This window comes from Ruegeria sp. CH6 (genome assembly GCF_056537005.1).
The window spans coordinates 770,998-796,067 of sequence record NZ_JBQFQS010000001.1 but is presented as its reverse complement, the minus strand read 5'-3'; the positions used below and the strand labels follow the sequence as shown (position 1 = coordinate 796,067).

Here is a 25,070-nt window from a genome sequence, read left to right as displayed (position 1 = left end):
GAGATTACTCATCAATGCTATAGAACGAGACTTCATCGGAGTTCGGTGTGACCGAAAAGAAAGCTGAAATCGGTAAGGCCGCCCTCTGGATGACGGGTGCCATAGCTTCATTCTCGTCCATGGCGGTTGCCGGACGTGAGCTCAGCCTTTCACACGACACCTTTGAAATCATGATGTACCGCAGCGTGGTCGGTGTTTTCGTAGTGTCCCTGATCCTGTCATTTACCGGAAACTGGCACCAGGTATCGACGAATAGATTAGGCCTGCACGCAGTCAGAAACACGCTTCACTTCACGGGGCAAAATCTATGGTTTTACGCCGTAGGCGTCATCCCTTTGGCTCAGGTTTTTGCGCTGGAATTCACTCAGCCGATTTGGGTCATCCTTCTCTCCCCACTCTTGCTAAAAGAGCGTCTGACAGCCCTGCGAATGACGTCGGCGATTATTGGATTTGCTGGAATTCTCATCGTCGCGCGCCCCGGGGTGACGGCGATTAGCCCGGGCGTGATCGCGGCAGCCGCATCTGCCATTTTCTTCGCTTTAACAACGATTTCCACAAAAACACTCACGCGCCATACCAGCATCGCCTGTATCGTTTTCTGGTTGACGGTGATGCAGGCCATTCTTGGACTTGCCGCAGCTGGATTGGATGGTCAGATTGCACTGCCGACAGTGGAAACTGCTCCGTTCCTGATCCTTGTTGGGCTGGCTGGTTTACTTGCACATTTCTGTATCACAAACGCTCTGGCCATCGCGCCTGCAACCGTTGTGATACCCTTCGATTTTGCCCGCCTGCCAACGATCGCGATCGTCGGAATGATCCTGTATCACGAGCCGCTGGATCAATGGACCCTGCTGGGGGCCGCTGTAATCTTTTCGGGAATTTTCCTGAACGTCTGGTCTGAAAATCGTATCAATTCCGCAACACAGCCGCAGAACACTCGCTGAAACTAACGTTCGGTCACTGGTTGACGTTTTTTAAATGTCTACGCGATTATCAGGAACCTATAAAAAATAGCAGGGGTATGTCGGTCACTCTGACGCACCCGAGGCTATCGGATAGTGAAAAGGGAGGACGAAATGAAAAAAGCGCTGCTACAAGCGTGCGCGGTATGTGTCGGGGCGACGGCAGTACAGGCGGGCGGCCTGGACCGAAGCGGTCAGGGCGTCAATATCTTGTTCGAAGAAGGTTCGGTCGTGCAGTTCCGTTTGGGGTACGCAGACCCCAAAGTGAGCGGTGAGCAAAACGGCGTCTCTTCCGGTAACGTGGCCAAGAGCTTCTTCACACCACACCTAGCATACAAGCATTCGTTTAACGACAAACTGGATTTCGCGCTCATTTATGATGAGCCGTACGGTGCTGACGTTGAATATCCGTCGAACTATCCGCTATCACAGAACCCCTTGGCTGGTTTTGGTGGTCGTACCGACGTTCTGCGCGCAAAGGCGGATGTTGATGCCATTACCGCCTTGGTGCGCTACAAATTTGATGGTGGCTTCAGCGCAATCGGCGGCGTTCGTGCCCAACGAGCTAAGGCGACTGTCTCAGTTCCAGTAGTTGCAGGATATCAGTTCGACTCAGGTTCCGAGATTGACTTCGGTTATGTTGTCGGTGTCGCTTGGGAACGCGCTGACATCGCTGCGCGTGTCGCGCTGACCTACAACTCGAAAATCACGCACGACTTCGACTCGACGGAATCCCTCAACCAGAGGCCTCCGCCAGTTCCGGCACCGATTGTGACCACGCAGTCTCCAACGGAAGTTGTTACACCTCAGTCGGTGAACCTGGATTTCCAAACCGGCGTCGCACCTAAAACGCTGTTGTTCGGGTCGATCCGCTGGGTTGACTGGCCACAAACTGTTCTGGCGCCGCCGGTTTATACAGCTGCCGCGAGACAGAACCTCGTTGACTATGCGGACGACACTTTCACCTACACTCTGGGCCTGGGCTACAAGTTCACCGAAGAGTTTTCCGGCGCGGTCTCTGCAGGTTATGAAACCTCCAGTGGTTCGCTTGTTTCGAACCTCGGCCCGACCGACGGCTTCTGGAGCTTTGGTGTTGGCGGCACCTACACCTTCGAACAGGCTCAGATTTCGGGTGGCATTCGCTACACCGATATCGGCGATGCAACCACGACTACTGGCGGGCGGTTCACCGGCAACAGCGCCTGGAGTGTTGGCCTGCAGGTTACCTACGCCCTCAACTGAGCGTAACCTGATTTTAAAATCGGATTGCCCCGCCCCTTCGGCGGGGTTTTCTTTTCGCAAGAAACGGGTCGCATATCTGAGCCCAACGATGCGACACAGAGCCATGGCATCACATAAAACCCTTTCCCCCCGCGCCTGGTTTGAACTCACTCTCTTAGGAGTTATCTGGGGCGCTTCGTTCCTCTCCATCCGCATCGCACTCGACACGATCCCGGTCATGACATCGGTGTTTCACCGCGTCTTCTGGGCGTCCTTGGTGTTGTGGACTGTAATTCTGATACGCGGTCAGAAGGTCCCCACGAGCCTACGAATATGGGGGGCGTTTCTGATCATGGGGTTGCTGAACAACGTACTACCGTTCTCGCTGATGGCATGGGGGCAGCTTTATGTGGACACCGGTCTGACCTCGATCCTGAATGCTGCAACCGCGATATTCGGGGTTTTGCTCGCAGCCGTTTTCTTTCGGGACGAACGTCTTACCGGGCTCCGTTTGCTTGGTGTCGGGTTGGGGTTCTTAGGCGTTGCCACAACAATCGGAATTGAGAATTTCCTGAGCTTTGATTTGCGCAGCGTGGCGCAGATCGCCATCCTGGCCGGTACCGTGTCATATGCGTTGGCCGCTGTCTGGGCGCGGTTTCACCTTTCTGACCTTTCGCCCCAGGTTGCCGCAGCAGGGATGCTGACAGGATCAACTGTGATGATGCTCCCGATCATGCTGATCGTGGATGGGATCCCTTCCCTTTCATTACCCTTGGAGACCTGGTTAGCGATCGGATACTACGCGATCATCGCAACGGCCGGTGCATATTTGCTTTACTACCGAGTGCTGGCCATTGCCGGCAGTGGAAACCTTCTGCTGGTGACTCTGGTCATCCCACCGGTCGCCATACTGCTTGGCACTCTGTTACGTGGCGAGTCACTGCCTCCCAATGCCTATATCGGGTTCGCTATACTTGCAGTTGGCCTTGTTATCCTCAGCAGATCAGGACGGCGCAATTGACGCCGCCCTCGGGCCGATTTAGCTAGAGCAAAACAAGGGATAGCGGATCATGATCTACGGCTCGGCAAAGGATTGGCGCGATGCGGCGCGTAAAAAAGTGCTGTTTTTCGGCATGTCCGGGTTGGGCAAGACATATGTATCAAATGTACTGAGAGATTCCGGGGACTGGTTTCACTATTCCATCGATTACCGGATCGGCACCCGTTACATGGGCGAGTACATCACCGACAACGCCAAAGCCGAAGCGATGAAGGTGCCCTTCCTCCGCGACCTGTTGCTTTCGGATTCGATCTATATCGGATCGAACATCTCGTTCGAAAACCTCACACCTGTGTCCGCCTATTTGGGCAAGCCGGGCAACCCTGATCTGGGTGGTCTTGAGATTTCTGAGTACCGCAGGCGACAAGAGCAGTTTCGACTGGCGGAAATTCACGCCCTCCTGGACACAGAATACTTCATCGATCGGGCCAGACGTCTGTATGACTATCCTCACTTCATTTGTGACACCGGCGGGTCAATCTGTGAATGGGTCGACCCCAAAGACCCTGGTGATCAAGTGATGTCGGAATTGTCACGCCAGACACTCATGGTTTGGATCAAGGGCGACGAAGATCACACAGCCGAACTGATCCGCCGTTTCGACAAGGCCCCCAAGCCGATGTCTTATCAGGCCGAGTTTCTGACCAAAGTCTGGGACGAATACCTGGCCGAGCACGACTGCTCGAGCGCCGAGGTTGACCCTGACTCGTTCATTCGTTGGACCTATGCGCGGGCATTGGCCCATCGCCAACCCAGATACGAAGCTATGGCCAGGAACTGGGGCATCACGATCACTGCTGACGATGTGAGCAAAGTACGGGATGCACATGATTTCGATGAGTTGATCGAACGTACCCTTGAGACCAACCCAAAGCGCGCCTAAGTTCCAAACCTCCCTAGAAGCCTGAAAAGTCTGAACCAATGCCGATCAAGATTCCATCAAACCTGCCTGCCTTCGACGTCCTGACCCGGGAAGGCGTCATGGTCATGGCAGAGGATCACGCGGCCCGTCAGGATATTCGCCCTCTTCGGATCGGTCTCTTGAATCTGATGCCAAAAAAGATTCAGACCGAAAACCAGTTCGCGCGCCTCATTGGCGCAACGCCATTGCAGATTGAACTAACGTTGATCCGCATGACCGAGCACCGTACCAAGAACACGGCCGCCGAACACATGAGGGATTTTTACCGGCCGTTTCAGGAAGTGCGGGATCAGAAGTTTGATGGTCTGATCATCACTGGTGCGCCGATCGAGCATCTTGAATTTGATGACGTCACCTACTGGAATGAAATCTCAGAGGTGTTCGAGTGGACCCAAACCAACGTGCATTCCACATTTGGCGTGTGCTGGGGTGGGATGGCGATGATTAATCACTTCCACGGCGTTAAAAAACACATGTTGGATGCGAAAGCCTTTGGGTGCTTTCGCCATCAGAACATGTCACCGGCCTCACCGTTTTTGCGCGGATTTTCTGACGATTGCGTCATCCCAGTCAGCCGCTGGACGGAAATGAAACAAAGTGAGATCAGCGATGCTCATGGTCTGGTGACTTTGTTGGGCAGCGAAGATGTTGGACCTTGTCTGGTTGAAGATCCCGCGCACCGTGCGCTCTATATTTTCAATCACTTCGAGTATGACAGTGACACACTGAAGCAGGAATATGACCGGGACATAGAAAATGGCACGTCTATCAACGTACCGATCAACTATTATCCTGACGACGATCCCTCTCAAACACCTCAGAACCGCTGGCGTAGCCATGCACACCTGCTTTACGGTAACTGGATAAACGAGATTTACCAGTCTACCCCATTCGATATGAGCAAAATTGGCGACTAAAATTCTGATATCCCTCGGCGTTGTTCTGGTTTGCCTTGCTTCGGTAACCGCATGGTTATCTGCAAGAAACGAGGCACGCGCCGAGACAGAATTTCCACCCGAAGGACAAATACTCGATGTCGATGGGGTTCCCGTTCATGCAGTCGTCATGGGCGAAGGGCCTGACGTCGTCCTGATCCACGGGTCCAGCGGAAACACCCGCGATATGACCTTTGCCTTAGCCCCGATACTCGCTCAAAACTACCGGGTAATCGTTTTTGACCGTCCCGGGCTTGGATATTCCGGCAGCTTCAATCCTGACGGTGAAACCATCACCGAACAGGCGGAAATCCTGCAGCGTGCAGCAGCTTTGCTTGGGGCTGACAAGCCGATCGTTGCCGGACAAAGCTATGGGGGATCGGTGTCGCTTGCCTGGGCAGTTACACGTCCCGACAACATTTCGGCTCTGGTCCTGATTGCACCCGCTGCGGTGCCTTGGGAAACACCCCTGGATTCATTCAATACGATCGCGTCCACATCGGCTGGGAACACGCTCGCCCTGCCCCTGATCACGGCGTTCACACCTGATTGGTATGTCTCGCAGGCTTTGGACTCTGTGTTTGCCCCTCAAAAAGCGCCCGAGGGCTACGCGCAGCACTTTGGTCCCAGCCTAACCATGCGTCGTGCGTCGATGCATTCGAATGCTAAGCAACGTGCCAATCTGTTGGATGAGATCACGCAACTACAGCCCCGCTACGGCGACATCTCAGTACCCACTGAAATCGTCCATGGAACTGCCGATACGACAGTGGAGCTGGATCTTCATTCCGAGCGCTTGGTCGAGCAGATACCGGGCGCTGAGTTGATAGAGCTGGAAGGCGTAGGCCACATGCCTCAGGTTGTCGCCGCCGATGAAGTTGCTGCGGCGATAGATCGTGCAGCTCAAAGGGCAGGTTTGCGTTAGAGCCACGCGTAATCCATAGTAAGTTATGGATTTTATGGCGAGGCTCACATGACCCGATCAGAAAAAGGTTCCATCCAAAAGTACTTTAAGAACAGCGCCCCCAAAGAGGTTCGACAGGCCATCGAAAAGTCGAAGAAGAATGACATTCTAAATCCTACTTATCCCTACCCTGAACGAATGAAGGGTAAGGATTATGATGAACAAATGGACGCCCTACAGATTGAGCTGGTCAAGATGCAGTCTTGGGTCAAGGAAACCGGACAGCGGATTGCCATCATATTTGAAGGTCGCGATGCCGCTGGCAAGGGTGGCACAATCAAACGGTTCAGGGAAAATCTGAACCCTCGCGGTGCTAGGAACGTAGCGCTCGGAAAACCCTCGGATTCAGAGCGCAGCCAATGGTACTTTCAACGCTATATCCCGCACCTGCCGTCTGCCGGAGAAATCGTGTTCTTCGACCGCAGCTGGTACAATCGCGGCGTTGTTGAAAACGTGTTCGGTTTCTGCACGAATGAAGAACGCGAGCGTTTTTTTCGCCAGGTCCGACCGCTGGAAACAGGCCTCGTGAATGACGGCATTCAACTTTTCAAATTCTGGCTGAACGTGGGACGTGCAGAACAGCTCAACCGCTTTTTGTCGCGCGAGACTGACCCCCTGAAACAATGGAAACTCAGTCCCATTGATGTTGCTGGCCTGGATAAGTGGGAAGAATACACACAGTCGATTGCGGAAACTCTGACGCGATCACATGCGGAACACTGCCCCTGGACCATCGTTCGATCGGATGACAAGAAACGAGCCCGTCTGGAGGCAATCAAAACCGTTTTGAGCGCGCTGGACTATGACGAGAAGAAACCAAAGGCCATTGGCCCCATAGATTCAAAAATATGCGGCGGACCCGAGGTCTGGGACGCCTAGTGCACCGATTGTTCGCATTTCGTGGAACTGAGAAAACTGCTAAATTCACGGTGCAATAGTTGGACGATTGCACCGGGTTACTCTATGTATCTACTTCTAAAAACACTAAAACCAAGAGGCACCTGAAGCCGGGATGACCAAACGCGGCTATCACCACGGAAATCTCAAGCAAGCCCTGATCGAAGCGGCCTTGTCGTTGATCGAGGAAAAGGGGCCGACGGGCTTTACTCTGTCTGAGGCGGCGAAGACTGCTGGTGTTACCCCTGCGGCTGTGTACCGTCACTACCATGGTCGCGAAGACCTGATCGCCGAGGCTGCACGACAGGGCTTCGAAATGTTTGCGAACCTGATGCAATTTGCCTACGACAAAGGTCAGCCATCAGCCTTGGCCGCTTTCGAGGCAACAGGACGCGCTTATCTGGCGTTTGCCCGTAAACATCCCGGCCACTATATCGCGATGTTCGAAAGCGGTATTTCGGTTAATCGTACGCCCGAACTGGCAATGGCTGCAAACCGGGCCAAAGACGTCCTGGAAAAGGCGGCCTCGGACCTGTCGCAGCATATCCCACCGGAGAAACGACCACCCGCCTCGATGTTCAGTGCCCACATTTGGGCCATGAGCCATGGCGTCGTGGAACTATACGCCCGAAACACTGGCGCAAGTTCTCCATTTTCACCCGAAGATTTGCTCGAGTCCGGGATAGGAATTTATCTCAGAGGGCTCGGTCTGGTGCCACCAGACGAATAGCACTGCTCAGAAATGTCTGCTTGGTTGTGGGACCGAAAGACCAGACGTAACGTTGATTAGGTTCATCTCACCCATGCCCTTGATGTCGACTGGCCCAAGGTCAGACACCTGAAACTCATCAATCAGAGCGTACTTCATCTCTTCTGGTGCAACGATGTTCATTGGGTTGGCAAACACCTGCAGGCGAGACGCGATGTTCACAGCCGGGCCAAAGACATCATAGACATATTTCTGAATGCCCACGACAGACCCTACAGCGGCCCCCATACCTAAGCCGACCCTTGCCTGCCATTTATGTGGATGACTCTCGTTGCGCCGCTCGAGGTAACGCAGGAACCGGACCGCGCAGTGGGCTACGGCGGTCGCATGATCAGGAGTCGCGTCCGGCATACCCGATACCGCGAGGTAGGCGTCACCGATTGTCTTGATCCGCTCGCAACCGAACTGCTCGACGATGCGATCAAATGCGGTGAAGATATCGTTCAATTCACTCAACGTAACGGTTGGATCGGTTTGGGACGCAAAATCGGTGAAGCCGACAAAGTCCAGCATGACCACTGAAACCTGCTCGTACAGCTGCGGTGTGACAACGCCGAATGTTTTGAATTCCTCATAGACTGCACGAGGCATCAGATTCAGCAACAACCGCTCGACCCGCTCCTTTTCCCGCTCCAACTCGCGCGTATTGCGCTCAACCATGGTCGAATAACTGTCGATCATGCTTTCGAGTTCACGGATGCGGGTAATGTTCTGACACTCGACAACCAGAACCTGCTCCTCAAGACCATTGGCGAGAGAGATTGTCGTGGCAAATATCAGCGTTCGGCGTTTGGGCTTGATCTGCAACTCGGCCGAGTAACGCAAACCGGATTGCTTAACATCGTCCAGTTCGCGCTGATCAAGATCGGGCAGTAGATCCAAGAGCGTCTGCCCTTCGGCCGGAGTTCCAAACCATTCTGCAAACGGCCCATTGTGAAAGACAAAGGTCAGGTCCGAAGCACGCAAGACAGCCACGCCGACCCCAATCGCCCGCAGCAGATGCTCATTGATGGCAAGAATGCTCATGCGGCATCCCGGGCGACGATGATCGCGCGCTTTCCCTCGATAGCAGACAAAGCGATCTGAATATCGGCCTCTGACATGCCATGCATGGCCAGAGCTTCGCCAAACAACTCAGCCATCTCATCAAAGTCGTCGTGGCTTATCTTCAGATGACGATGAACGGCTTCGATCCTTTCATCGCTGAACGATGCCGGTCCCCCCACCAGAGACGATACGAATTTTGTCTGATGGTCGATCAATCGAGGCATGTCGATGTCTTCGAAATGCACTCCGATCCCATCCGAATCCAGTGCCATTTCGTAGAATGACATCACGATACGGCTGATGGTTTTGAACCCGCCGTACTTTTCATAGATCGTTTGACTCACAACACTAAACCAAATGCCGTTCAGCAATAACACTACAAGGTTATATCAAATAGATAGTTTTGTTAATGTTTATGATGATCAAGATGTCGAGGTCGAAGTAAATGGTCGATTACAGTCGGCCCGTTCCTCACTAAGGCAAACACTTGCGATCAAACATTTAGCTAAATCTGCATGTACTCAGATTTGTGCACTAACTTTGCGATTTCCAGCAAAATGAGATGCCCGAGAATGATCTCATGAGCGGTGCATTTGTTTAGATACATCGCGACTTTGAAAAGCCTTAGGATGCTATGCCAAATTTTGGTGATATGGCGGAGAGACAGGGATTCGAACCCTGGAGACGGTTTCCCGCCTACACACTTTCCAGGCGTGCGCCTTCGACCACTCGGCCACCTCTCCGTGCCGGCGATATGTGAACCATCGAAACCAGATTTGCAAGGCCCGAAATCAGCGAAATTGCTCTGTTTCTGCGCAAATCTATCTGACGAGTATGAAAGCCCGACGGCACTAGATTTGCGCTGACTGAAAGGTCTTCACCAACATGCCTATCAGACCTCATCTCCGTTATCAGGAGACAGGTCAGTTTCGGTCATTTCGATCGGATCAGAGCTTTCTAAAGTTGCTTTTGGCGACGGATTGTCGGCATCAGGCTTGGTTGATTTAGGCTTATCACTACCCGGTGCCTGCAACGTTTCGGGGTTTCTCAACCACACATCACGCTGAGCGAACGGAATCTCGATACCTTCTTCGACGAAACGGCGATTGATTTCATGGTTCATGTCAGATTTGACTGACAACACCCAATTCACATCCCGCAGGATGGCTCGGATTTCAAAATCCAGTGAATCAGCGCCAAAACCCTGGAACACCACGCTGGGCGCTGGGTTTGCCAAAACCATTGGATGTCCGTTTGCAATATCACCCAGAATAGTCTCGACCTTGCGCGTATCCGTACCATAGGCCACGCCGACGGGGACAATCACCCGCCCAACTGTGTTGCCACGTGTATAGTTCGTTACCACGCCGCTGATCAGATCTGAGTTCGGAACAATCACATCCGTTCGGTCAAACGTCTCAATCCGTGTTGAACGCACCGAGATGTCACGGACATACCCCATCATCCCGTTCACATCGATCCAGTCACCTTTGGAAATCGGGCGTTCGACCAGCAGGATGATGCCCGAGACAAAGTTGGAAACGATAGTCTGCAGACCAAAACCGATGCCGACCGACAGAGCGCCCGCAACAATCGCCAGTGAAGACAGATCGAACCCTGCCACCGTGATGGCAACCAGCGCAGCCAGGAAAATTCCAACATAGCCAGTACCAGCGGCAATCGCGTTCTGCCCTCCCGGATCAATGCTGGTCTTAGGAAGCAGCGAATTTCGAAGGCCACTCTGCAACAGACGCGTCAGCATATAGCCGATTGCGAATATTGCGACGAATGTCAGGAAATTGCTGGGAGAGATTGTAACTCCACCAATATCGAAGCCAAGCAAAAGCCTTGACCAAGCTTCGCTCAGATCAGATTCACGTGCACCCCAGTAAATTGCCAACACCGGCAAGGACAGGATCGCGAGAACGAACCCTACAAGAACCGAAAAGAGTGAATCACGGGCTGCATCACCCTGCCCTGTAATCCATCCGTAAATCAGACTGATAAAACGCTGAACGATCACCAACGCTGCGATCAGAACAAGTGTCTTTACTGCTGGAAAGACGATTGCTTCGGCTGCGTTTGTATACCCAAAGATCGCAAGGATCGGGCTCGCGATGCCGAGAAAGAACAGAGCTTTACGCAGAACATCTATGAGTTGGCTAAAGCCCGCAGCACGCGTTGTGCTGGCTTCTGCCTTTTCCCCATCGGGTTCTATGCGTCGGATCTGGCGAACTCGCAAAAGAAGGAGCGATGTTGCCACAATGACCGGGAAGCTTACCACAGCTTGCGTTGCGTCTGAGATGTTCTCTATCTGCTCGAACAAATTCGCCAGCTCGTGCAGGATCAGCATAACGGCCAGCAGATCAATGTAGACACGCAGTTCTTTGATCTTGTTCGATGAGATACTTGTGAAGTTCTGAGCCGCTCCCATCAGGAAAATCTGACGGCCAATCCAATCATAATAGAAGATAATCGCGGCCCAGTATGGGATCTCCTGAAACAGCAGAGCGCCACGTAACCCCAGCACGCCCGTCAGTACGACTGCCTGAACCAAAAGTGTAACGCCAAGCCAGGGAAGAATGATCCGAAACAGCGAGATTATGAAGGTCCAAACACCGCTGCCACTTCCTCCGAGGCTACGTAGATAGTCTCCGCCCTTCTCGGACCATTGTCTGCCGTAAATCAGCAAGACCAGCGCGATGGCGACCAACACGAAGATGGCTAAGCCGCGATCGCGCAACTCTTCCCGAACAACATCCGATCGCAAATTCTGCAAGGTTTCGTTGGCAAGACTGCGCGCGGCCTCGGTCAAATCGACCCATGCTGGCGCCCAATAGACCGGGTTTATGGGGGAAGGTCCGCGCTCTAGAAACTCTTTCTTCTGACGATCCCGGATAAGCTGATCGATTTCACTAATCAGACCATTTGCCCGGCTATACGCCTCTTGGGAAATGATACGAGGGACCCGTAAACTGTTCAGTTGGGTCTCCAGATGAGCGCGAAGATTAGCGATATCTTCAGGCTCGCTCGATCCTTCTTCGGGCTTTGGACCTAGCGCTTTGATCTGGGCTTCGAGGGTTTGGATCCGCTCGGTATTAGCGCCCCTGGCCTTATTGAAGTCCTCTCTGTAACCATTTATTTCTTCGCGTAAATTTTCCAGAGAAGCGTTCGAAGCACGGTTGGCTTCGATGACTGCTTCGGCGCGGTTCGCCGTGCTTACCCACCCTTTGTAGTATTCGCTTTGACGATCTGTCAGCTGAGCTGATGCGACGCCAGCAAAACCGATCACGAGAACCGCGATCAGGGTAAGGAACAGGCGAACCTGCTGCAGCATCATACGTCCTCGAATACGCCAGGAATGCTGCGCGGCGCTTCGGTCATCCAATCAGGAACCGGCAGCTCTTTTTCGCGCAGGAAATCGGGGTTGAACAGTTTAGACTGATAGCGGGTCCCGAAGTCACACAGAACGGTCACAATCGTGTGGCCTGGCCCCATTTCCTTGGCCAGTCGCACAGCACCAGCCATATTGATCGCCGTAGATCCACCCATAACCAGCCCCTCTTCGCGCAACAGGTTGAAGATGTATGGAAGCGCCTCGTTATCGGTAATCTGATACGAGTGATCGGGCGTGAATCCTTCGAGGTTCTTAGTAATCCGGACTTGGCCGATGCCTTCTGCGATCGAGCCACCCTCCATCGCGATTTCACCGGTGGTGTAGTAGGAAAACAGCCCGGCCCCCATTGGGTCAGCCAGGCCAATCTTCACACCTTTGGGTTGCAGTGCCTCGGCAACACCAGCAAGCGTCCCACCAGAACCGACAGCACAAATGAATCCGTCGACTTTGCCATTGGTCTGTTCCCAAATTTCCGGGCCAGTTGTCTCAACATGTGCCTGACGGTTTGCAACGTTATCGAACTGGTTGGCCCAAATCGCACCGTTGGGTTCGCTCTGTGAAAGCTCCTCGGCCAGACGGCGAGAGTAGTGAACAAAGTTGTTGGGATTACGATAAGGCGCTGCGGGTACCTGAACCAGTTGTGCACCTGCAAGGCGCAGCATGTCCTTCTTTTCTTCGGACTGGGTTTCCGGAATGACGATGACAGTCTTGAAACCCATCGATGCACCAACCAGCGCCAGACCAATGCCTGTGTTGCCCGCTGTGCCCTCAACGATAGTGCCACCAGGCTTTAGATCGCCGCGCGCAATCGCATCACGAATTATGTACAGCGCCGCCCGATCCTTGACCGATTGGCCCGGGTTCATGAACTCGGCCTTGCCAAGAATTTCGCACCCTGTCTCTTCACTGATGCGGCGCAGCCGGATCAACGGTGTTTTACCTACTGCGTCGGCCAGATCTCGTGCAATGCGCATAGCACCCTCATCTCATTGGTATTATCGCAGATGTACAGGCGCTCAGCCCTGACCACAAGCAGGGATAGCTATCCCCGCAGGCGTTCGCGATGCCTTGCAAGCCAATGCGCCAGCGACAAAAGCGGCAAATCCTTGAAGGTGTGGTTATCCACCATCTCCATGAATTCCTCGTAAGGCAGGATTCTGCTGCGGATATCTTCGCCTTCGGATGCAAGCCCACCGTTTTCCGTTGTTTCAATCAGATCGCCAAGCCCAACGTAGAGATAAACATATTCGGTCGAAGACCCACTCGATGAATATGCACCACCCGCGTACTCCAGTGCCGTCAGTTCGATCTGCGCCTCTTCCACTGCTTCGCGCCGGGCTGCCTGCTCGGGTGTCTCACCCGGATCAATCATGCCGGCTACGGGCTCCCACATCCACGGCTCGGGGTCATCTATCAGGTACACCGGGGTCCGGAACTGCTCGACCAGCAGGACACAATCGCGGACGGGATCATAGGGCAATACAATCACAGCGCTTCCTTGCAGAAGCGCACTGCGATTCAGCACCGGCCCCATTGAGCCATCATACTGCCGGTACTGCAGCTCGATCTCTTCCATGCCGAAGTAGTTGATGTAAGCCCGCCGATGGCTTTTGACGATCACGTCTCGGCTCACGTCGTGCTGATCGCCGGTATGGCGCTGCTGCGCGGCCAGTTTAGCCCAAGCCCGTGTGCGGATCGCAGGAAAGCTCCGCTGAATGCGGCTCGCATCAACCCGACCGTAATAGGCCATTACTTCTGACGCCGCCTGCAGGGTCATCGCCCCCCAAGCATCTTCCCACTTCTGCAGTGACCAAAGCGTATCGGGAACCCATGCATCCGGTGCCGGAAAAAACACCTGCGCTTGCGCAGTAGTACCGTCTTGTAACGTCAGCATATGGACATGCAGGTCATAGTCGAACCCGCCTTCGTAAAACGTCAGGCGGTCAAGATCTTGCTCGCTCAAACCGCGCACAATGATGCCTTCGGCGGTACTTCCTGCTTCGTTGACGATCATGGGAAAAGCCTGCCCCTGGACCGCATAAACTGCGTGATCAGACAACACTGCCTGTGTAAACGATATATCCGCGCTGCTGCGTCCCAGAACCAACTCAAGCAGTGGCACGTACCGCAACGTGCCGTAGAAAAACAAATCTGACAAAGATTACGTCTCGCTTTTTAATCGAATGAGCTTAGCGCCAGCGCCGGGCAGCCTGTTCAGTAAACACCCCCGCCACCAGCGCGCCGATAGCCAAAGTGATCAGAATCTCAGGCACCATAAGCTGTTTCCCGAACTCGACTCCAAGCTCAAAGATGGCAAGAACCGCCTCGAACGGACCATCATAGCGGTGCCGCATTGCAAGGCGGAACATTTCGTAGGCTCCCTGCACGAACAACCCCCAGAACACCAAAGAGACCATCCCGGTCAATCCGTTGTTGAGGGCGGAAGTCCAGCCCCGGCCAGCCCGTTTGCCCATGATGCCCCAACCGCAGGCAAATCCTAAGGCCAGGTTCACAAACGTGAAGTAGCCATAGCTTTTGCCTTCTTCTCCGTTGTCGATGATCATGCCGGATACCAGAAAGGCCACCACCATCAGACAAATAGCGGCAACAAGCTTTGGAGCAGTAGGCATTCGTAGTATCCGTTCCTTAACTGGGTTTCGCTATAGTGATCTGTGTCACATCGCAATTACCCGTGTCAAAGGCTGCGCCACATGCGGTTAAATAATAATTCCACATGCGGCGAAAACGCTCATCAAACCCCAAATCGGCAATCTGATCCCACTTTGAGTTGAACGTCTCATACCAGCGGCGCAGCGTCAGATCGTAGCTCTGCCCGAACTCTCGTGAATGCACGATATTCAGGCCAGCGCGAGCTATCTGTTCTTTGAGCACCTTCGGCGCAGGGAGCATACCGCCCGGAAAGATGTATTTCTGAATGAAATCAACGCCGTTCTTGTACACGTCCCACCTGTGATCAGCCACTGTGATGATTTGCAGTGTTGCCTGACCACCCGGCTTCAAACGTTCACGGACCGTATCAAAGTATACAGGCCAATATTTTTGTCCGACGGCTTCGAACATCTCGATTGAGGCGATACCGTCATATTGTCCCTGCTCATCGCGGTAGTCTTGCAGCTTGAACTCGACCTGATCGGAAAGCCCCGCCTTTTCAATTCTTTGCCTGGCAAACTTCAACTGCTCCTGACTGATGGTCAGGCCCGTCACTTTCAATCCACGCTCTTTCGCAGCGTATTCGGCAAATCCACCCCAGCCACAGCCAATTTCCAGAATGTGGTCGCCGGGCTTGGCTCCCATTTCATCTACCATACTGGCGTATTTTGCGGTTTGGGCCTTCTCCAGGCTTTCCTGGCCCGTTTCAAAGATGGCACTGGAATAGGTCATGGTGTCATCGAGCCAGAGACCGTAGAATTCATTCCCAAGATCATAGTGATATGAGATGTTCTTTTTGGCCTGCGCGCGATTATTTCGATGCAACCAGAACCGCAGTCGCTCATATGCACGCACCAGGAACCTACCGGTGAAATCGTCATAGACCGCTTCGGTCCCTCTGTGCACAAGATCCATGAAGGACCGCAGATCTGGTGTACTCCACTCGCCTTCCAGATAAGCGTCAGAAAAGCCTAACTCTCCCTCCCGGATCAGGCGGGCAAATACGTCCGGATCGTGAATGTCAACTTGTGCAACAGGACCGGACTTGGCCCCTTCGGCGCGAAACACGCGACCGTCTGGTAGCGCGATATCCAACCTGCCCGACTCCATTCGGGTCAGCATCTTGAAGACTTGCGAAAAATATCTCGGCAGGTTTTCCTGCCCTTCAGTGGTCGTCAGGATCATCCGCTCTCCCCTCTGCGGTCCTGAGTCAAAGCTAGGACGCGATTCTGTTTCTGGCAAGTTTTCAATTCCTTACTGGCGATTTTCGGGTTTCGTACGCTGTCAGAGCGCGGTTTCGGCCAGCCTGCAATCCGACGATGGGTTGAGGGTAAATATCGCTGGCGTCTAATCCCCACGAGCGCGGCACTGCGTTGAAATACGCCAGAGAGGTCGCCGATGGGTCAGACTGACCTTCGGCGATCCACTGCCTGAGGTAGCTTGAATTAGGGTCAAACTTTTCTTGCTGTGTTTGAGGGTTGAATATCCGGAAAAACGGAGCCGCGTCCGGACCTGAACCAGCCACCCATTGCCAGCCCATCGCATTGGCAGCAGGATCCCAATCAATCAGGCAATCGGCAAACCAATCCATTCCGATCTTCCAATGCGTCATCAGGTGTTTGGTCAAATAACTGGCAACCACCATACGCGCCCTGTTGTGCATGCGACCCGTCACGTACATCTCACGTAGTCCGGCATCGACGACCGGAATTCCGGTTCTTGCCTGCTTCCAGGCGACAACCTCGGGCAGTTCGGGGTCAGTGTTCCATGGGAAGCCATCCCATTCTTCCCGCCAGTTGCGTGTCAGAATATGGGGAAAATGGAACATCAGATGATAAGCAAATTCGCGCCACACCAACTGTCGCAGGAATGCTTCGGTCCCCGATGCGCCGGTTTGCCCGGCATTCTGTAACACGTGCCATATGGTACGCGGACCAATCTCGCCCAATGACAGGTATTCCGACAGGTTCGAGGTTGCGTTTTCTGCCATCTGGTCCCTTTGATCCGGGTAGTTTGCAACTCGATCCAGAAAACTAAAGAAATGGTCATGCGCCGCCTTCTCACCCGGCTGCACAAAGGGACGCACAACTTCCGCTCCGCGGTTCATTGCGGCCCCCAGTTGCCATGAAGTCAGGTCTTCAGATGCGGGCCAAACCGACGGTGGAATCAGCTGATTTGGCGCAGGCTCAGGCGTCGGCACGGCTCTGTTTTGGACAGCACGCCACATGGGTGTAAAAACGCGGAACGGCTGTCCCGATTTTGTTTCTACGGTCCAGGGCTCGAACAAGAGGTGTCCGGAAAATGACTTTGCCTCAACACCGCCAGCTGTAAGCTGCGCTTTGATGTGCTTGTCGCGTTTGATCGCCTCGGGATCATAAGCCCGAGACCAGAAAACCGACCCGGCCCCGGTTTCGGCAACAAGGTTCCGCAGTGTTTCCAGTGCTTGGCCCCTACGGAGAATTAACGAGCTGCCAGTTTGTGACAACGCCTCTGAAAACGCATCAAGTCCCAGTGACAGCCTCCATTTAGGAGCCGCACCAAGCCCTTCAACAAGTTCGTCCAGAATGAAAACCGGGATGATAGGCCTGCCGCTTTGAATGGCAGAACTCAAAGCCGGATGGTCCGACAGGCGCAAATCCCGTCGGAACCACAAAATGATCGGAGACCGCTCGTCTGTCATAATCGCCCTGTGTTTTCTTCCGTATACGGTACAGAGCGAAAACTGGATTACAAAACGCGGTCAAGTGCATCCAGTAATTGATCAATTTCCTGTCGGGACGTGTAATGCGTAAAGCTGAGACGCAGCACACCCTGATCTGGCTTTACTCCCATCGCCTGCAAAGCGCGCACAGCATAGAAATCTCCGCCGCCCGCCATCACACCCATTTCGGCCAATTTCGACGCGACCGGACCTGCCTCTCGATTAAGCGCAAGCGCGACAGTGGGTGCACGACGAGTTGCATCTGAAGGTCCGATCAGACGCAAGGCATTCCGATCTTTCACCGCATCAAGCACTGGCTGCAGCAAAGCAACCTCGTGCGCCCGCATCAGATCATGCACGAATGCGCCGCGCTGAGACGCATCCCCATCAGGGCCACCGTGATGTTCGCACAGTTGATCGACATAGTCGGCCATACCGGCACTCGCAGCGATTTGCGCATGGTCGGGCCCGGCTGGTGTGAACCTTTTATACAGAACATCTGCGTTGAAATAATGTGCCTGATTGGGCAGCAGCTCACCTATAGCGCGACGAATGATCATGCACCCTTGATGCGGACCATAGGTTTTGTAAGCCGAGAACAGATAAATGTCGGGCCCCAGATCACCCACATTCGGGAAACCATGCGGCGCATAGGACACGCCATCCACACAGACGAACGCACCCGCTGCATGCGCAATCGCCGTGATCTCAGTAACAGGATTGATTTCACCAACAACGTTCGAGCAATGCGGAAAACAGACCAGCCGCGTTTTCTCATCCAGCAGGTTTTCCAGATCTTCTGGGTTCAGTGAACCTGTATCCGGGTCAATCTGCCATTCCCGAACTTCTATCCCATCTTCTGCCAGCCGGCGCCACGGGCCGGAGTTTGCCTCGTGATCCTGATTGGTCACAATAATTGCCTCACCCGGCTTCATCCATTTGCGGAAAGCCTGAGCAAGGACATAGGTGTTTTGCGTTGTGGACGGACCAAAGCTCAGCTCATCCGTGTCGACGCCCAGCAATGCGGCCATACGTACGCGCGCTTCATCCATTTCCTCACCAGCCAGACGGCTGGCGTCATACGGCGCATAAGGCTGCACCTTCCGCTGTGTGTAAAACCGGGTCAGCCTGTCGATGACGGGTTTGCAGGTATACGATCCGCCAGCGTTCTCAAAAAATGCCTGTCCCTGCAGGCTGGGTTCGGAAAACGCGGGGAATTGTGCCCGTACAAAATCAATGTCCAGCGTGCTCATCGGACATAGCTCCTCAATCAAGTCCCATACCACGCCAAGGCCCAAACAAGGCTTTCACCTCGGCTTTGTAGCCAACCGCGCGGCATCCTCGACAAAGGATTGAAGCATCACGGAAATTCCTTCAAGCGGAAACATCGATACTGACGCTTATGTAATATCCAGCACAGTCCGCGGCCGAACAACAACCTGATGACGTATCTTGTCATCAGTGCATGAGATCGTTGCCTCATCCACAAATAACGAGGTTTCTCATGGACTACTCTCCCAAGGATTTTCTTGTCTGGGGCGAACTGCCCGTCAGCGACATGGACAAGGCAATGGCGTTCTATTCATCGGTCACAGGTGGTGATCTGCAACTTGACCCGAACTGCCCCAGTCCAATGGCGGTTTTCAAACCCGCCAATCCCGAGACCGGGGTCGCTCTGCACATCTACCCTGGCAAACCCGCAACCAACGGCAATGGCCCTACCCTTCACCTGGCTGCCCAAGGTGTTTTGGAAGATGTCATGAAACGGGTGGAAAGCGCTGGAGGACAGGTTGTGTCTGAACCCATCCAAATCCCAGCAGGGCGTTTTTTCTACGCCAAAGATCCGGACGGAAATTCGGTCGGTTTCTTTGAGAACCAGACCTGATGAAAAGGCCCCGGCAACCCGCCGGGGCCCCTTTTTTACTTAGTGCATCACTTGCGGCGCTTTTCGTTGGCCAGTCCGATGAAGATCGAAACGCACATCAGGACCAGAACGATCGCGAACGGAAAGCCCGTTGCGATTGCCGCAGCCTGCAGCGCACCCAAGCCACCACCCAGCAGCAGCACAACCGCGATCGCACCTTCCAGAATACACCAGAAGACACGTTGGGCTGTGGGGGCATCGGTTTTACCTCCAGCAGTGATGGTGTCGATCACCAACGAGCCCGAGTCCGAGCTGGTCACAAAGAACACCACCACCAGAATGATACCGATGAAGGAGAGCAGACCAGTCATTGGGAAGGCTTCGAACATCTTGAACATTTTCAGTTCAAGCGCAGCATCCGACAGACCCTGACCCGAACCGGACAGAACCTGATCCAGTGCCGCACCACCAAAGACGCTCATCCACAATGCACCAACGACAGTCGGGATCAGGATGACGCAGATTACGAATTCACGAACTGTTCGGCCACGCGAAATACGGGCGATGAACATACCCACAAAAGGTGACCAGGAAATCCACCAGGCCCAGTAGAAGGTGGTCCAGCCCTGCATGAAGTTGGTGTCTTCACGACCAACCCAGTTGGACAGTGCGGGCAATGCAATGACGTATTCGATCATGCTGTCGAAGAAACCCGTCAGGATCGCGAAAGTCGGACCAACGATCAGAACCAGCAACAGCAGTGCCGCAGCAAGGATCATGTTTGCCTCGGACAGACGCTTCACACCCTTGTCCAGACCCGCAATGACCGAAACCAGTGCAAAGGCGGTGATCAGGCCGATCAACAGCACTTTCATCCCATCAGTGATCGGAACATCAAACAGGTAGTTCAGACCAGCCAACGCCTGCGTAGCACCCAGACCCAGCGAAGTGGCCAGACCAAAGATGGTCGCAAACACCGCCAGAACATCGATGATATGTCCAAGCGGACCCCAGGTCGCCTCACCAAACAGAGGATAAAAGACCGAGCGCATGGTCAACGGCAAGCCACGGTTGAAGCTGAAGAAGGCCAGCGCCAACGCAACCACTGCATAAACCGCCCATGGGTGCATGCCCCAGTGGAAGATCGTCGCGGCCATTGCCAGCTTTTTGGAGGCTTCGGGATCTTCGAGACCCGCACCCAATGGCGCCCAATCGGTGCGAACGCCGTCCTCACCTACAGCGACACCACCCAGCGATGAGCCGTAGTGCGAGATTGGTTCCGCGACACCCCAAAAGACCAGGCCGATACCCATGCCTGCGGCAAACAGCATCGAAAACCAGCCAGCATAGCTGTAATCCGGTTTTGCATCGTCGCCGCCAAGGCGGATCGAACCGTATGGTGTCACGATAAGAATCAGCGAAAACACAACAAAGATGTTTGCTGCGATCATGAACACCCAGTCGAAATTGCTGGTCAGTGCCGGACGAAGCCAACCAAAGAATTCGGCCGCCTGCTCGCGAAACACGAGCGAGAAGAACACGAAAGCAATGATGGTTAGACCCGAAACAGCGAAGACCGGATTGTGGACGTCCAGACCCATGATCTGGACATTGTCCTGACCGACCTCATAGTCGGTTTCCGAGTTATCGGACATTATCTCTTCCTCTCTGATTTAGTGCCTTTCTCATCAGGCAAGGAAGAAATATGCGTCACATCTGCAGAGACTGAGTAGGCGTCAAAAACGACATCCAGTTCGCTTTTCGTGCAAAAACGACACGCACTTTATCGACGTGAAATGCCGTTTTCGCTAACAGTTTTTACGCAGTGTGGGTGGTGGGTGTCCGGTTTCGGATGCAGAGAATCACCAATGGCGAAGCAGCCGGAATACCGGTCTTAGCCCTGGACTTTGGTATAGGTGCCCTCACCCGCCAGAATGCCACGGAAGCCGCCGGGTTCATCCAGACCAAAGACGATCAAGGGCAAATTATTGTCCCGTGCCAATGCGATAGCTGATGCATCCATTACCCGCAAACGCTTGGCCAAAACATCATCGTAGGTCACGGTGTCATATCTAACAGCGTCCGCGTGGGCCTTTGGATCTTTGTCATAGATACCATCCACACCGTTTTTGCCCATAAAGATCGCCTCGCAAGCCATTTCATTGGCGCGCAGGGTGGCTGCAGTATCTGTGGTAAAGTAGGGATTGCCGGTCCCGGCCGCAAAAATACAAACCCGCTTCTTCTCAAGGTGACGGACGGCGCGACGACGGATATACGGCTCGCAAACTTCGTCCATACGGATCGCTGAGATCACCCGGGTGAAAACGCCGACGCCTTCAAGCGCGGACTGCATGGCCAGTGCGTTCATAACAGTGGCGAGCATTCCCATATAGTCGGCTGTTGTCCGTTCCATCCCCTGTGCCGAACCTGAAAGACCGCGGAAGATATTGCCGCCGCCAATCACCATGCAGATTTCGACACCCAGATCATGAACCGACTTCACTTCCTGCGCGATGCGTTGAACCGTTGGTGGATGAAGCCCGAATCCCTGATCTCCCATCAGCGCCTCGCCCGAGATCTTTAGCATAACGCGATTGTACTTTGTTTTTGGGGCGTCGGTGGTTTCAGTGGTGGATGACAGGCTCATGTTGCGCTCCGGGCTGGCACGGGTTTATTTTCCGGCGCAAAATGAAGCAAAAGCCACGCAGGTTCAATGCGAATGGTACGGAACAAGGCAACCACAGATGCACGAAGATTCTGCGACCCGTATTTGTGACATGTTGCCATCTATTCCTGATGGCAAACCGGTGCTCATTGCCGGCCCTACCGCATCGGGAAAATCGGCGCTGGCCTTGCAGATTGCCGAGCGGCATGGCGGCGTGATCGTGAATGCGGACGCAAGCCAGGTTTATGATTGCTGGCGAGTAGTCTCTGCCCGACCCTCGCTTGAGGAAGAAGCACAGGCTCCGCATAAGCTATACGGTCACATCACCTATGACCAAACCTACTCCACCGGCCACTGGTTGCGAGAGGTTACTCCGCTCCTCCAATCAAGTCAGCGCCCCATTATTGTAGGTGGTACGGGACTGTACTTTACTGCCCTTACCGAAGGCATGGCAGATATACCCGCAACGCCTGCAGAAGTTCGATCAGAAGCCGACAGTTTGTCGTTGGACGTCCTGTTGCAAGGCGTGGACCGAAAGACGCTTGATGGGATCGATGTGCAAAATCGGGCGCGGGTACAGCGCGCATGGGAGGTCCAGAAAGCGACTGGAAAATCTCTGCGCGATTGGCAGATGGACACCCCACCGCCGATACTGAAGCTGAGCGACGCTGTTCCGATTGTTTTTGACACAGACAAAGACTGGCTGCTGGATCGGATCAACCGCCGGTTTGACCTGATGCTGCAAACCGGTGCGCTGGAAGAAGTCGAGGCCATGCGCGGGTTGTATGATCCCGCGCTTCCTTCGTTTAAGGCAATCGGAGTGCCAGAGTTGATAGCCTATCTGGATGGGCAAGTTTCACTCGATCAGGCCAGAGAAAAGGCGACAATCGCGACGCGGCAGTTCGCCAAGCGCCAAAGGACATGGTTCCGGGCTCGCATGAAATCCTGGAACTGGATTGTCGCCTCAGCTTGATACTTTAATCCAACGACATTACCTGCGACCGGGAAGTTACCGCAAACACACGACAAATTGAATGCCGTGGTATGCAGTATCTTGCGGTCAGAAACATGTCGCGAATCCGGACAGAAACACCGTCTGCGGTTTTATTGATTACCAGTCAACTTTCGCCATCAATGTCGTTTTTGTATCGTGGATGACGATTTCGAACATTGACCTTGTGTAAATTCTGGTGCCGAATGTCGTGCATGGGGATGTTTAGAATCCAAAAAAGAAAACCCAAGGAATTACCGATCGGCTGCATCCGATCAGAGTAGTTCGAACGATCTTCAAGATAAAACTGTGTCACAGGGAGACATTCATGGAAAACACTACAATGACCGGAACACCGATTCATTGGGCAGCCGAGATGCATGCCCAAGAGTATCGGGACGGCAAACTTAATCGCCGTGAGTTCCTGACGCGCGCGACCGGCCTTGGTGTGTCGGCGGTAGCTGCTTACGGAATGATCGGTTTACCAGCCCCTGCAATGGCAGCAGGCGAAGACGTCAAGAAAGAAGGCGGTACTCTGCGCGTTCAGATGAGCGTTCGCGCCCTGAAGGATCCACGCACTTATGACTGGTCCGAAATGGGCAACCAGAGCCGCGGCACCTTGGAATACCTGGTCGAGTACAACTCGGACGGTACATTCCGCGGCATGCTGCTGGAAGGCTGGGAAATCAACGAAGATGCAACCCAGTACACGCTAAAGCTTCGCCCGGGTGTGAAGTGGAACAATGGCGATGATTTCACTGCCGATGACGTGGCGCGCAATATTGCCCGCTGGTGCGATAAATCATCGGAAACAAACTCCATGGCGGGCCGCTTTGCAACGCTCGTGGATGAAGGCACCGGTCAAGCCATCGACGGCGCAATCCAGGTTGTCGATCCGCAGACCGTTCAGCTCAACCTGCCAAAATCGGACATCTCTCTGATTGCGGGTATGTCGGACTATCCGGCAGCTATCGTGCACAGTTCGTTTAATGAGAACGACCTGACTAACAACGTAGGCACTGGTCCTTATGTGATCGAAGAGCTGGAAGTTGGTGTTAAATGCTCACTGGCCCGTAATGAAAACCACACCTGGTGGGGTGAAGAGGTATTCGGCCGTCCGGCTCTGGATCGGATCGAGTACACAGACTACGGCACCGACCCGTCTGCATGGCTGGCGGCGTTGGAATCCGACGAAGTCGACATGCTGCATGAATCCGTGGGTGAATTCATCGACGTGCTGGATGGTCTCGGATACGAAAAATCCGAAGTGATCACCATGGCAACCCTCGTGATCCGTCCGAACCAGCTGGCCGAAGTGGATGGCAAACAGCCTTATGCTGACAAACGCGTTCGCAAAGCGCTTCAGATGGCAGTCGACAACGAAGTCTGTCTGGAACTGGGCTATGGTAATCGCGGCTCGTCCGCTGAAAACCACCACATGGGACCGGTTCACCCGGAATATCCCGAACTGCCCAAGCAGCCTGTAGATGCCGCTGGCGCGAAAAAGCTGATGGAAGAAGCAGGCATGGCCGATTATGAGCATGAATTGCTCTCGATCGACGATGACTGGCGCCGCAATACAACCGATGCCGTCGCTGCGCAGCTGCGCGACGCAGGTATCAATGTTAAGCGGACGGTTCTGCCGGGTAACACCTTCTGGAACGACTGGGCGAAATATCCCTACAGCTCGACCAACTGGAACCACCGTCCTCTGGGCGTCCAAATTTGGGCACTGGCTTACAAATCGGGCGAAGCCTGGAACGAGTTTGGTTGGGCGAACCCTGAGTTCGACGCAATTCTCGACGAAGCTCTGGCCATCGCGGACGCGGACAAGCGTCGTGAGGTAGCAGCCCGTGGTGCCGCGTTGATCCAGGAAGAGGGTGTAACCGTTCAGCCTTATTGGCGCGCTCTGTACCGTCACATGAAAGACGGCCTGGTCGGAACGGATATGCACATTTCGTTCGAACACCACCAGTATAAGTGGGGTTGGGCCGCCTAAGCC

22 protein-coding genes and 1 tRNA gene are annotated in these 25,070 nt (G+C 54.0%); 11 read left to right on the top strand and 12 right to left on the bottom strand.

Going from position 1 to position 25,070, the window contains the following annotated elements:
• Positions 1-47 precede the first annotated feature (47 nt).
• The 8 genes from ACR0CW_RS03990 to ACR0CW_RS03955 all read left to right on the top strand — a co-directional run bounded on the left by ACR0CW_RS03990 (position 48) and on the right by ACR0CW_RS03955 (position 7,694).
• A complete protein-coding gene (locus tag ACR0CW_RS03990; RefSeq protein WP_368669690.1) occupies positions 48-947 on the top strand; it encodes a DMT family transporter in 900 nt (299 codons plus the stop codon).
• Between the two features lie 132 nt (positions 948-1,079).
• On the top strand, positions 1,080-2,207 hold the full coding sequence (locus ACR0CW_RS03985; protein WP_155143712.1) for an OmpP1/FadL family transporter: 1,128 nt from the start codon (positions 1,080-1,082) through the stop codon (positions 2,205-2,207).
• Positions 2,208-2,310: 103 nt separating this feature from the next.
• Positions 2,311-3,207 (top strand): DMT family transporter, encoded by an 897-nt coding sequence (locus tag ACR0CW_RS03980; protein ID WP_480786887.1) that lies wholly within the window; start codon positions 2,311-2,313, stop codon positions 3,205-3,207.
• Between the two features lie 49 nt (positions 3,208-3,256).
• A complete protein-coding gene (locus tag ACR0CW_RS03975; protein ID WP_480786886.1) occupies positions 3,257-4,129 on the top strand; it encodes an ATPase in 873 nt (290 codons plus the stop codon).
• Positions 4,130-4,167: 38 nt separating this feature from the next.
• Positions 4,168-5,085 (top strand): homoserine O-acetyltransferase MetA, encoded by a 918-nt coding sequence (gene metA / locus ACR0CW_RS03970; RefSeq protein WP_480738584.1) that lies wholly within the window; start codon positions 4,168-4,170, stop codon positions 5,083-5,085.
• The gene (locus tag ACR0CW_RS03965; RefSeq protein ID WP_480786885.1) at positions 5,075-6,028 is read left to right on the top strand and encodes an alpha/beta fold hydrolase; all 954 of its coding nucleotides are present in this window, start codon (positions 5,075-5,077) and stop codon (positions 6,026-6,028) included. Before metA ends, ACR0CW_RS03965 begins: the two co-directional genes overlap by 11 nt.
• A gap of 48 nt (positions 6,029-6,076) precedes the next feature.
• Positions 6,077-6,946, top strand: coding sequence for a polyphosphate kinase 2 (gene ppk2, locus ACR0CW_RS03960; RefSeq protein ID WP_480786884.1), 870 nt, complete (start codon positions 6,077-6,079; stop codon positions 6,944-6,946).
• Positions 6,947-7,079: 133 nt separating this feature from the next.
• Positions 7,080-7,694, top strand: a complete 615-nt coding sequence (locus ACR0CW_RS03955) for a TetR/AcrR family transcriptional regulator (protein WP_480786883.1) — start codon at positions 7,080-7,082, stop codon at positions 7,692-7,694.
• Positions 7,695-7,700: 6 nt separating this feature from the next.
• On the opposite strand, the gene ACR0CW_RS03950 is transcribed toward ACR0CW_RS03955, so the two are convergent.
• The 10 genes from ACR0CW_RS03950 to ACR0CW_RS03905 form a co-directional block, all read right to left on the bottom strand.
• Positions 7,701-8,759 carry an adenylate/guanylate cyclase domain-containing protein gene (locus ACR0CW_RS03950; RefSeq protein WP_155143726.1) on the bottom strand — a complete coding sequence of 353 codons (1,059 nt, stop codon included), beginning with the start codon at positions 8,757-8,759 and terminating at the stop codon, positions 7,701-7,703.
• The gene (locus ACR0CW_RS03945) at positions 8,756-9,124 is read right to left on the bottom strand and encodes a group I truncated hemoglobin (RefSeq protein WP_170333008.1); all 369 of its coding nucleotides are present in this window, start codon (positions 9,122-9,124) and stop codon (positions 8,756-8,758) included. The genes ACR0CW_RS03950 and ACR0CW_RS03945 overlap by 4 nt, the downstream gene beginning before the upstream one ends.
• Before the next feature lie 309 nt (positions 9,125-9,433).
• Positions 9,434-9,523, bottom strand: a tRNA-Ser gene (locus ACR0CW_RS03940).
• 149 nt (positions 9,524-9,672) lie between these two features.
• A complete protein-coding gene (locus tag ACR0CW_RS03935; RefSeq protein ID WP_480786882.1) occupies positions 9,673-12,117 on the bottom strand; it encodes a DUF3772 domain-containing protein in 2,445 nt (814 codons plus the stop codon).
• The gene (locus ACR0CW_RS03930; RefSeq protein ID WP_480786881.1) at positions 12,117-13,151 is read right to left on the bottom strand and encodes a cysteine synthase A; all 1,035 of its coding nucleotides are present in this window, start codon (positions 13,149-13,151) and stop codon (positions 12,117-12,119) included. Before ACR0CW_RS03930 ends, ACR0CW_RS03935 begins: the two co-directional genes overlap by 1 nt.
• 68 nt (positions 13,152-13,219) lie before the next feature.
• On the bottom strand, positions 13,220-14,335 hold the full coding sequence (locus ACR0CW_RS03925; protein ID WP_480786880.1) for an NUDIX domain-containing protein: 1,116 nt from the start codon (positions 14,333-14,335) through the stop codon (positions 13,220-13,222).
• A 31-nt stretch (positions 14,336-14,366) separates the two neighbouring features.
• Positions 14,367-14,807 (bottom strand): TrgA family protein, encoded by a 441-nt coding sequence (locus ACR0CW_RS03920; protein ID WP_155143730.1) that lies wholly within the window; start codon positions 14,805-14,807, stop codon positions 14,367-14,369.
• A 16-nt stretch (positions 14,808-14,823) separates the two neighbouring features.
• Positions 14,824-16,032 (bottom strand): class I SAM-dependent methyltransferase, encoded by a 1,209-nt coding sequence (locus tag ACR0CW_RS03915; protein WP_480786879.1) that lies wholly within the window; start codon positions 16,030-16,032, stop codon positions 14,824-14,826.
• A gap of 61 nt (positions 16,033-16,093) precedes the next feature.
• Positions 16,094-17,527, bottom strand: a complete 1,434-nt coding sequence (locus ACR0CW_RS03910; protein WP_480786878.1) for a cryptochrome/photolyase family protein — start codon at positions 17,525-17,527, stop codon at positions 16,094-16,096.
• A 47-nt stretch (positions 17,528-17,574) separates the two neighbouring features.
• On the bottom strand, positions 17,575-18,801 hold the full coding sequence (locus ACR0CW_RS03905; RefSeq protein WP_480786877.1) for an aminotransferase class V-fold PLP-dependent enzyme: 1,227 nt from the start codon (positions 18,799-18,801) through the stop codon (positions 17,575-17,577).
• 251 nt (positions 18,802-19,052) lie between these two features.
• On the opposite strand from ACR0CW_RS03905, the gene ACR0CW_RS03900 reads away from it, so the two are divergent.
• Positions 19,053-19,433 (top strand): VOC family protein, encoded by a 381-nt coding sequence (locus tag ACR0CW_RS03900; RefSeq protein ID WP_170332994.1) that lies wholly within the window; start codon positions 19,053-19,055, stop codon positions 19,431-19,433.
• Between the two features lie 47 nt (positions 19,434-19,480).
• Here ACR0CW_RS03900 and ACR0CW_RS03895 read toward each other — a convergent pair whose 3' ends face one another.
• A complete protein-coding gene (locus ACR0CW_RS03895) occupies positions 19,481-21,067 on the bottom strand; it encodes a BCCT family transporter (protein WP_480786876.1) in 1,587 nt (528 codons plus the stop codon).
• 239 nt (positions 21,068-21,306) lie between these two features.
• Positions 21,307-22,059 carry a UMP kinase gene (pyrH, locus tag ACR0CW_RS03890; protein ID WP_155143741.1) on the bottom strand — a complete coding sequence of 251 codons (753 nt, stop codon included), beginning with the start codon at positions 22,057-22,059 and terminating at the stop codon, positions 21,307-21,309.
• A 97-nt stretch (positions 22,060-22,156) separates the two neighbouring features.
• Between pyrH and miaA the strand changes: the two genes are divergently transcribed.
• Both miaA and ACR0CW_RS03880 read left to right on the top strand, forming a co-directional pair.
• Positions 22,157-23,050, top strand: a complete 894-nt coding sequence (gene miaA / locus ACR0CW_RS03885; RefSeq protein WP_480786875.1) for a tRNA (adenosine(37)-N6)-dimethylallyltransferase MiaA — start codon at positions 22,157-22,159, stop codon at positions 23,048-23,050.
• 346 nt (positions 23,051-23,396) lie between these two features.
• Positions 23,397-25,067 (top strand): ABC transporter substrate-binding protein, encoded by a 1,671-nt coding sequence (locus ACR0CW_RS03880; protein ID WP_155143744.1) that lies wholly within the window; start codon positions 23,397-23,399, stop codon positions 25,065-25,067.
• Positions 25,068-25,070: the final 3 nt, after the last annotated feature.

Coding starts and splice junctions, on each gene's coding strand:
- ACR0CW_RS03985 (WP_155143712.1), top strand. CDS start 1,080: ATGAAAAAAGCGCTGCTACAAGCGTGCGCGGTATGTGTCGGGGCGACG.
- ACR0CW_RS03980 (WP_480786887.1), top strand. CDS start 2,311: ATGGCATCACATAAAACCCTTTCCCCCCGCGCCTGGTTTGAACTCACT.
- ACR0CW_RS03975 (WP_480786886.1), top strand. CDS start 3,257: ATGATCTACGGCTCGGCAAAGGATTGGCGCGATGCGGCGCGTAAAAAA.
- metA (WP_480738584.1), top strand. CDS start 4,168: ATGCCGATCAAGATTCCATCAAACCTGCCTGCCTTCGACGTCCTGACC.
- ppk2 (WP_480786884.1), top strand. CDS start 6,077: ATGACCCGATCAGAAAAAGGTTCCATCCAAAAGTACTTTAAGAACAGC.
- ACR0CW_RS03955 (WP_480786883.1), top strand. CDS start 7,080: ATGACCAAACGCGGCTATCACCACGGAAATCTCAAGCAAGCCCTGATC.
- ACR0CW_RS03950 (WP_155143726.1), bottom strand. CDS start 8,759: ATGAGCATTCTTGCCATCAATGAGCATCTGCTGCGGGCGATTGGGGTC.
- ACR0CW_RS03935 (WP_480786882.1), bottom strand. CDS start 12,117: ATGCTGCAGCAGGTTCGCCTGTTCCTTACCCTGATCGCGGTTCTCGTG.
- ACR0CW_RS03930 (WP_480786881.1), bottom strand. CDS start 13,151: ATGCGCATTGCACGAGATCTGGCCGACGCAGTAGGTAAAACACCGTTG.
- ACR0CW_RS03920 (WP_155143730.1), bottom strand. CDS start 14,807: ATGCCTACTGCTCCAAAGCTTGTTGCCGCTATTTGTCTGATGGTGGTG.
- ACR0CW_RS03915 (WP_480786879.1), bottom strand. CDS start 16,032: ATGATCCTGACGACCACTGAAGGGCAGGAAAACCTGCCGAGATATTTT.
- ACR0CW_RS03910 (WP_480786878.1), bottom strand. CDS start 17,527: ATGACAGACGAGCGGTCTCCGATCATTTTGTGGTTCCGACGGGATTTG.
- ACR0CW_RS03905 (WP_480786877.1), bottom strand. CDS start 18,801: ATGAGCACGCTGGACATTGATTTTGTACGGGCACAATTCCCCGCGTTT.
- ACR0CW_RS03900 (WP_170332994.1), top strand. CDS start 19,053: ATGGACTACTCTCCCAAGGATTTTCTTGTCTGGGGCGAACTGCCCGTC.
- ACR0CW_RS03895 (WP_480786876.1), bottom strand. CDS start 21,067: ATGTCCGATAACTCGGAAACCGACTATGAGGTCGGTCAGGACAATGTC.
- pyrH (WP_155143741.1), bottom strand. CDS start 22,059: ATGAGCCTGTCATCCACCACTGAAACCACCGACGCCCCAAAAACAAAG.
- miaA (WP_480786875.1), top strand. CDS start 22,157: ATGCACGAAGATTCTGCGACCCGTATTTGTGACATGTTGCCATCTATT.
- ACR0CW_RS03880 (WP_155143744.1), top strand. CDS start 23,397: ATGGAAAACACTACAATGACCGGAACACCGATTCATTGGGCAGCCGAG.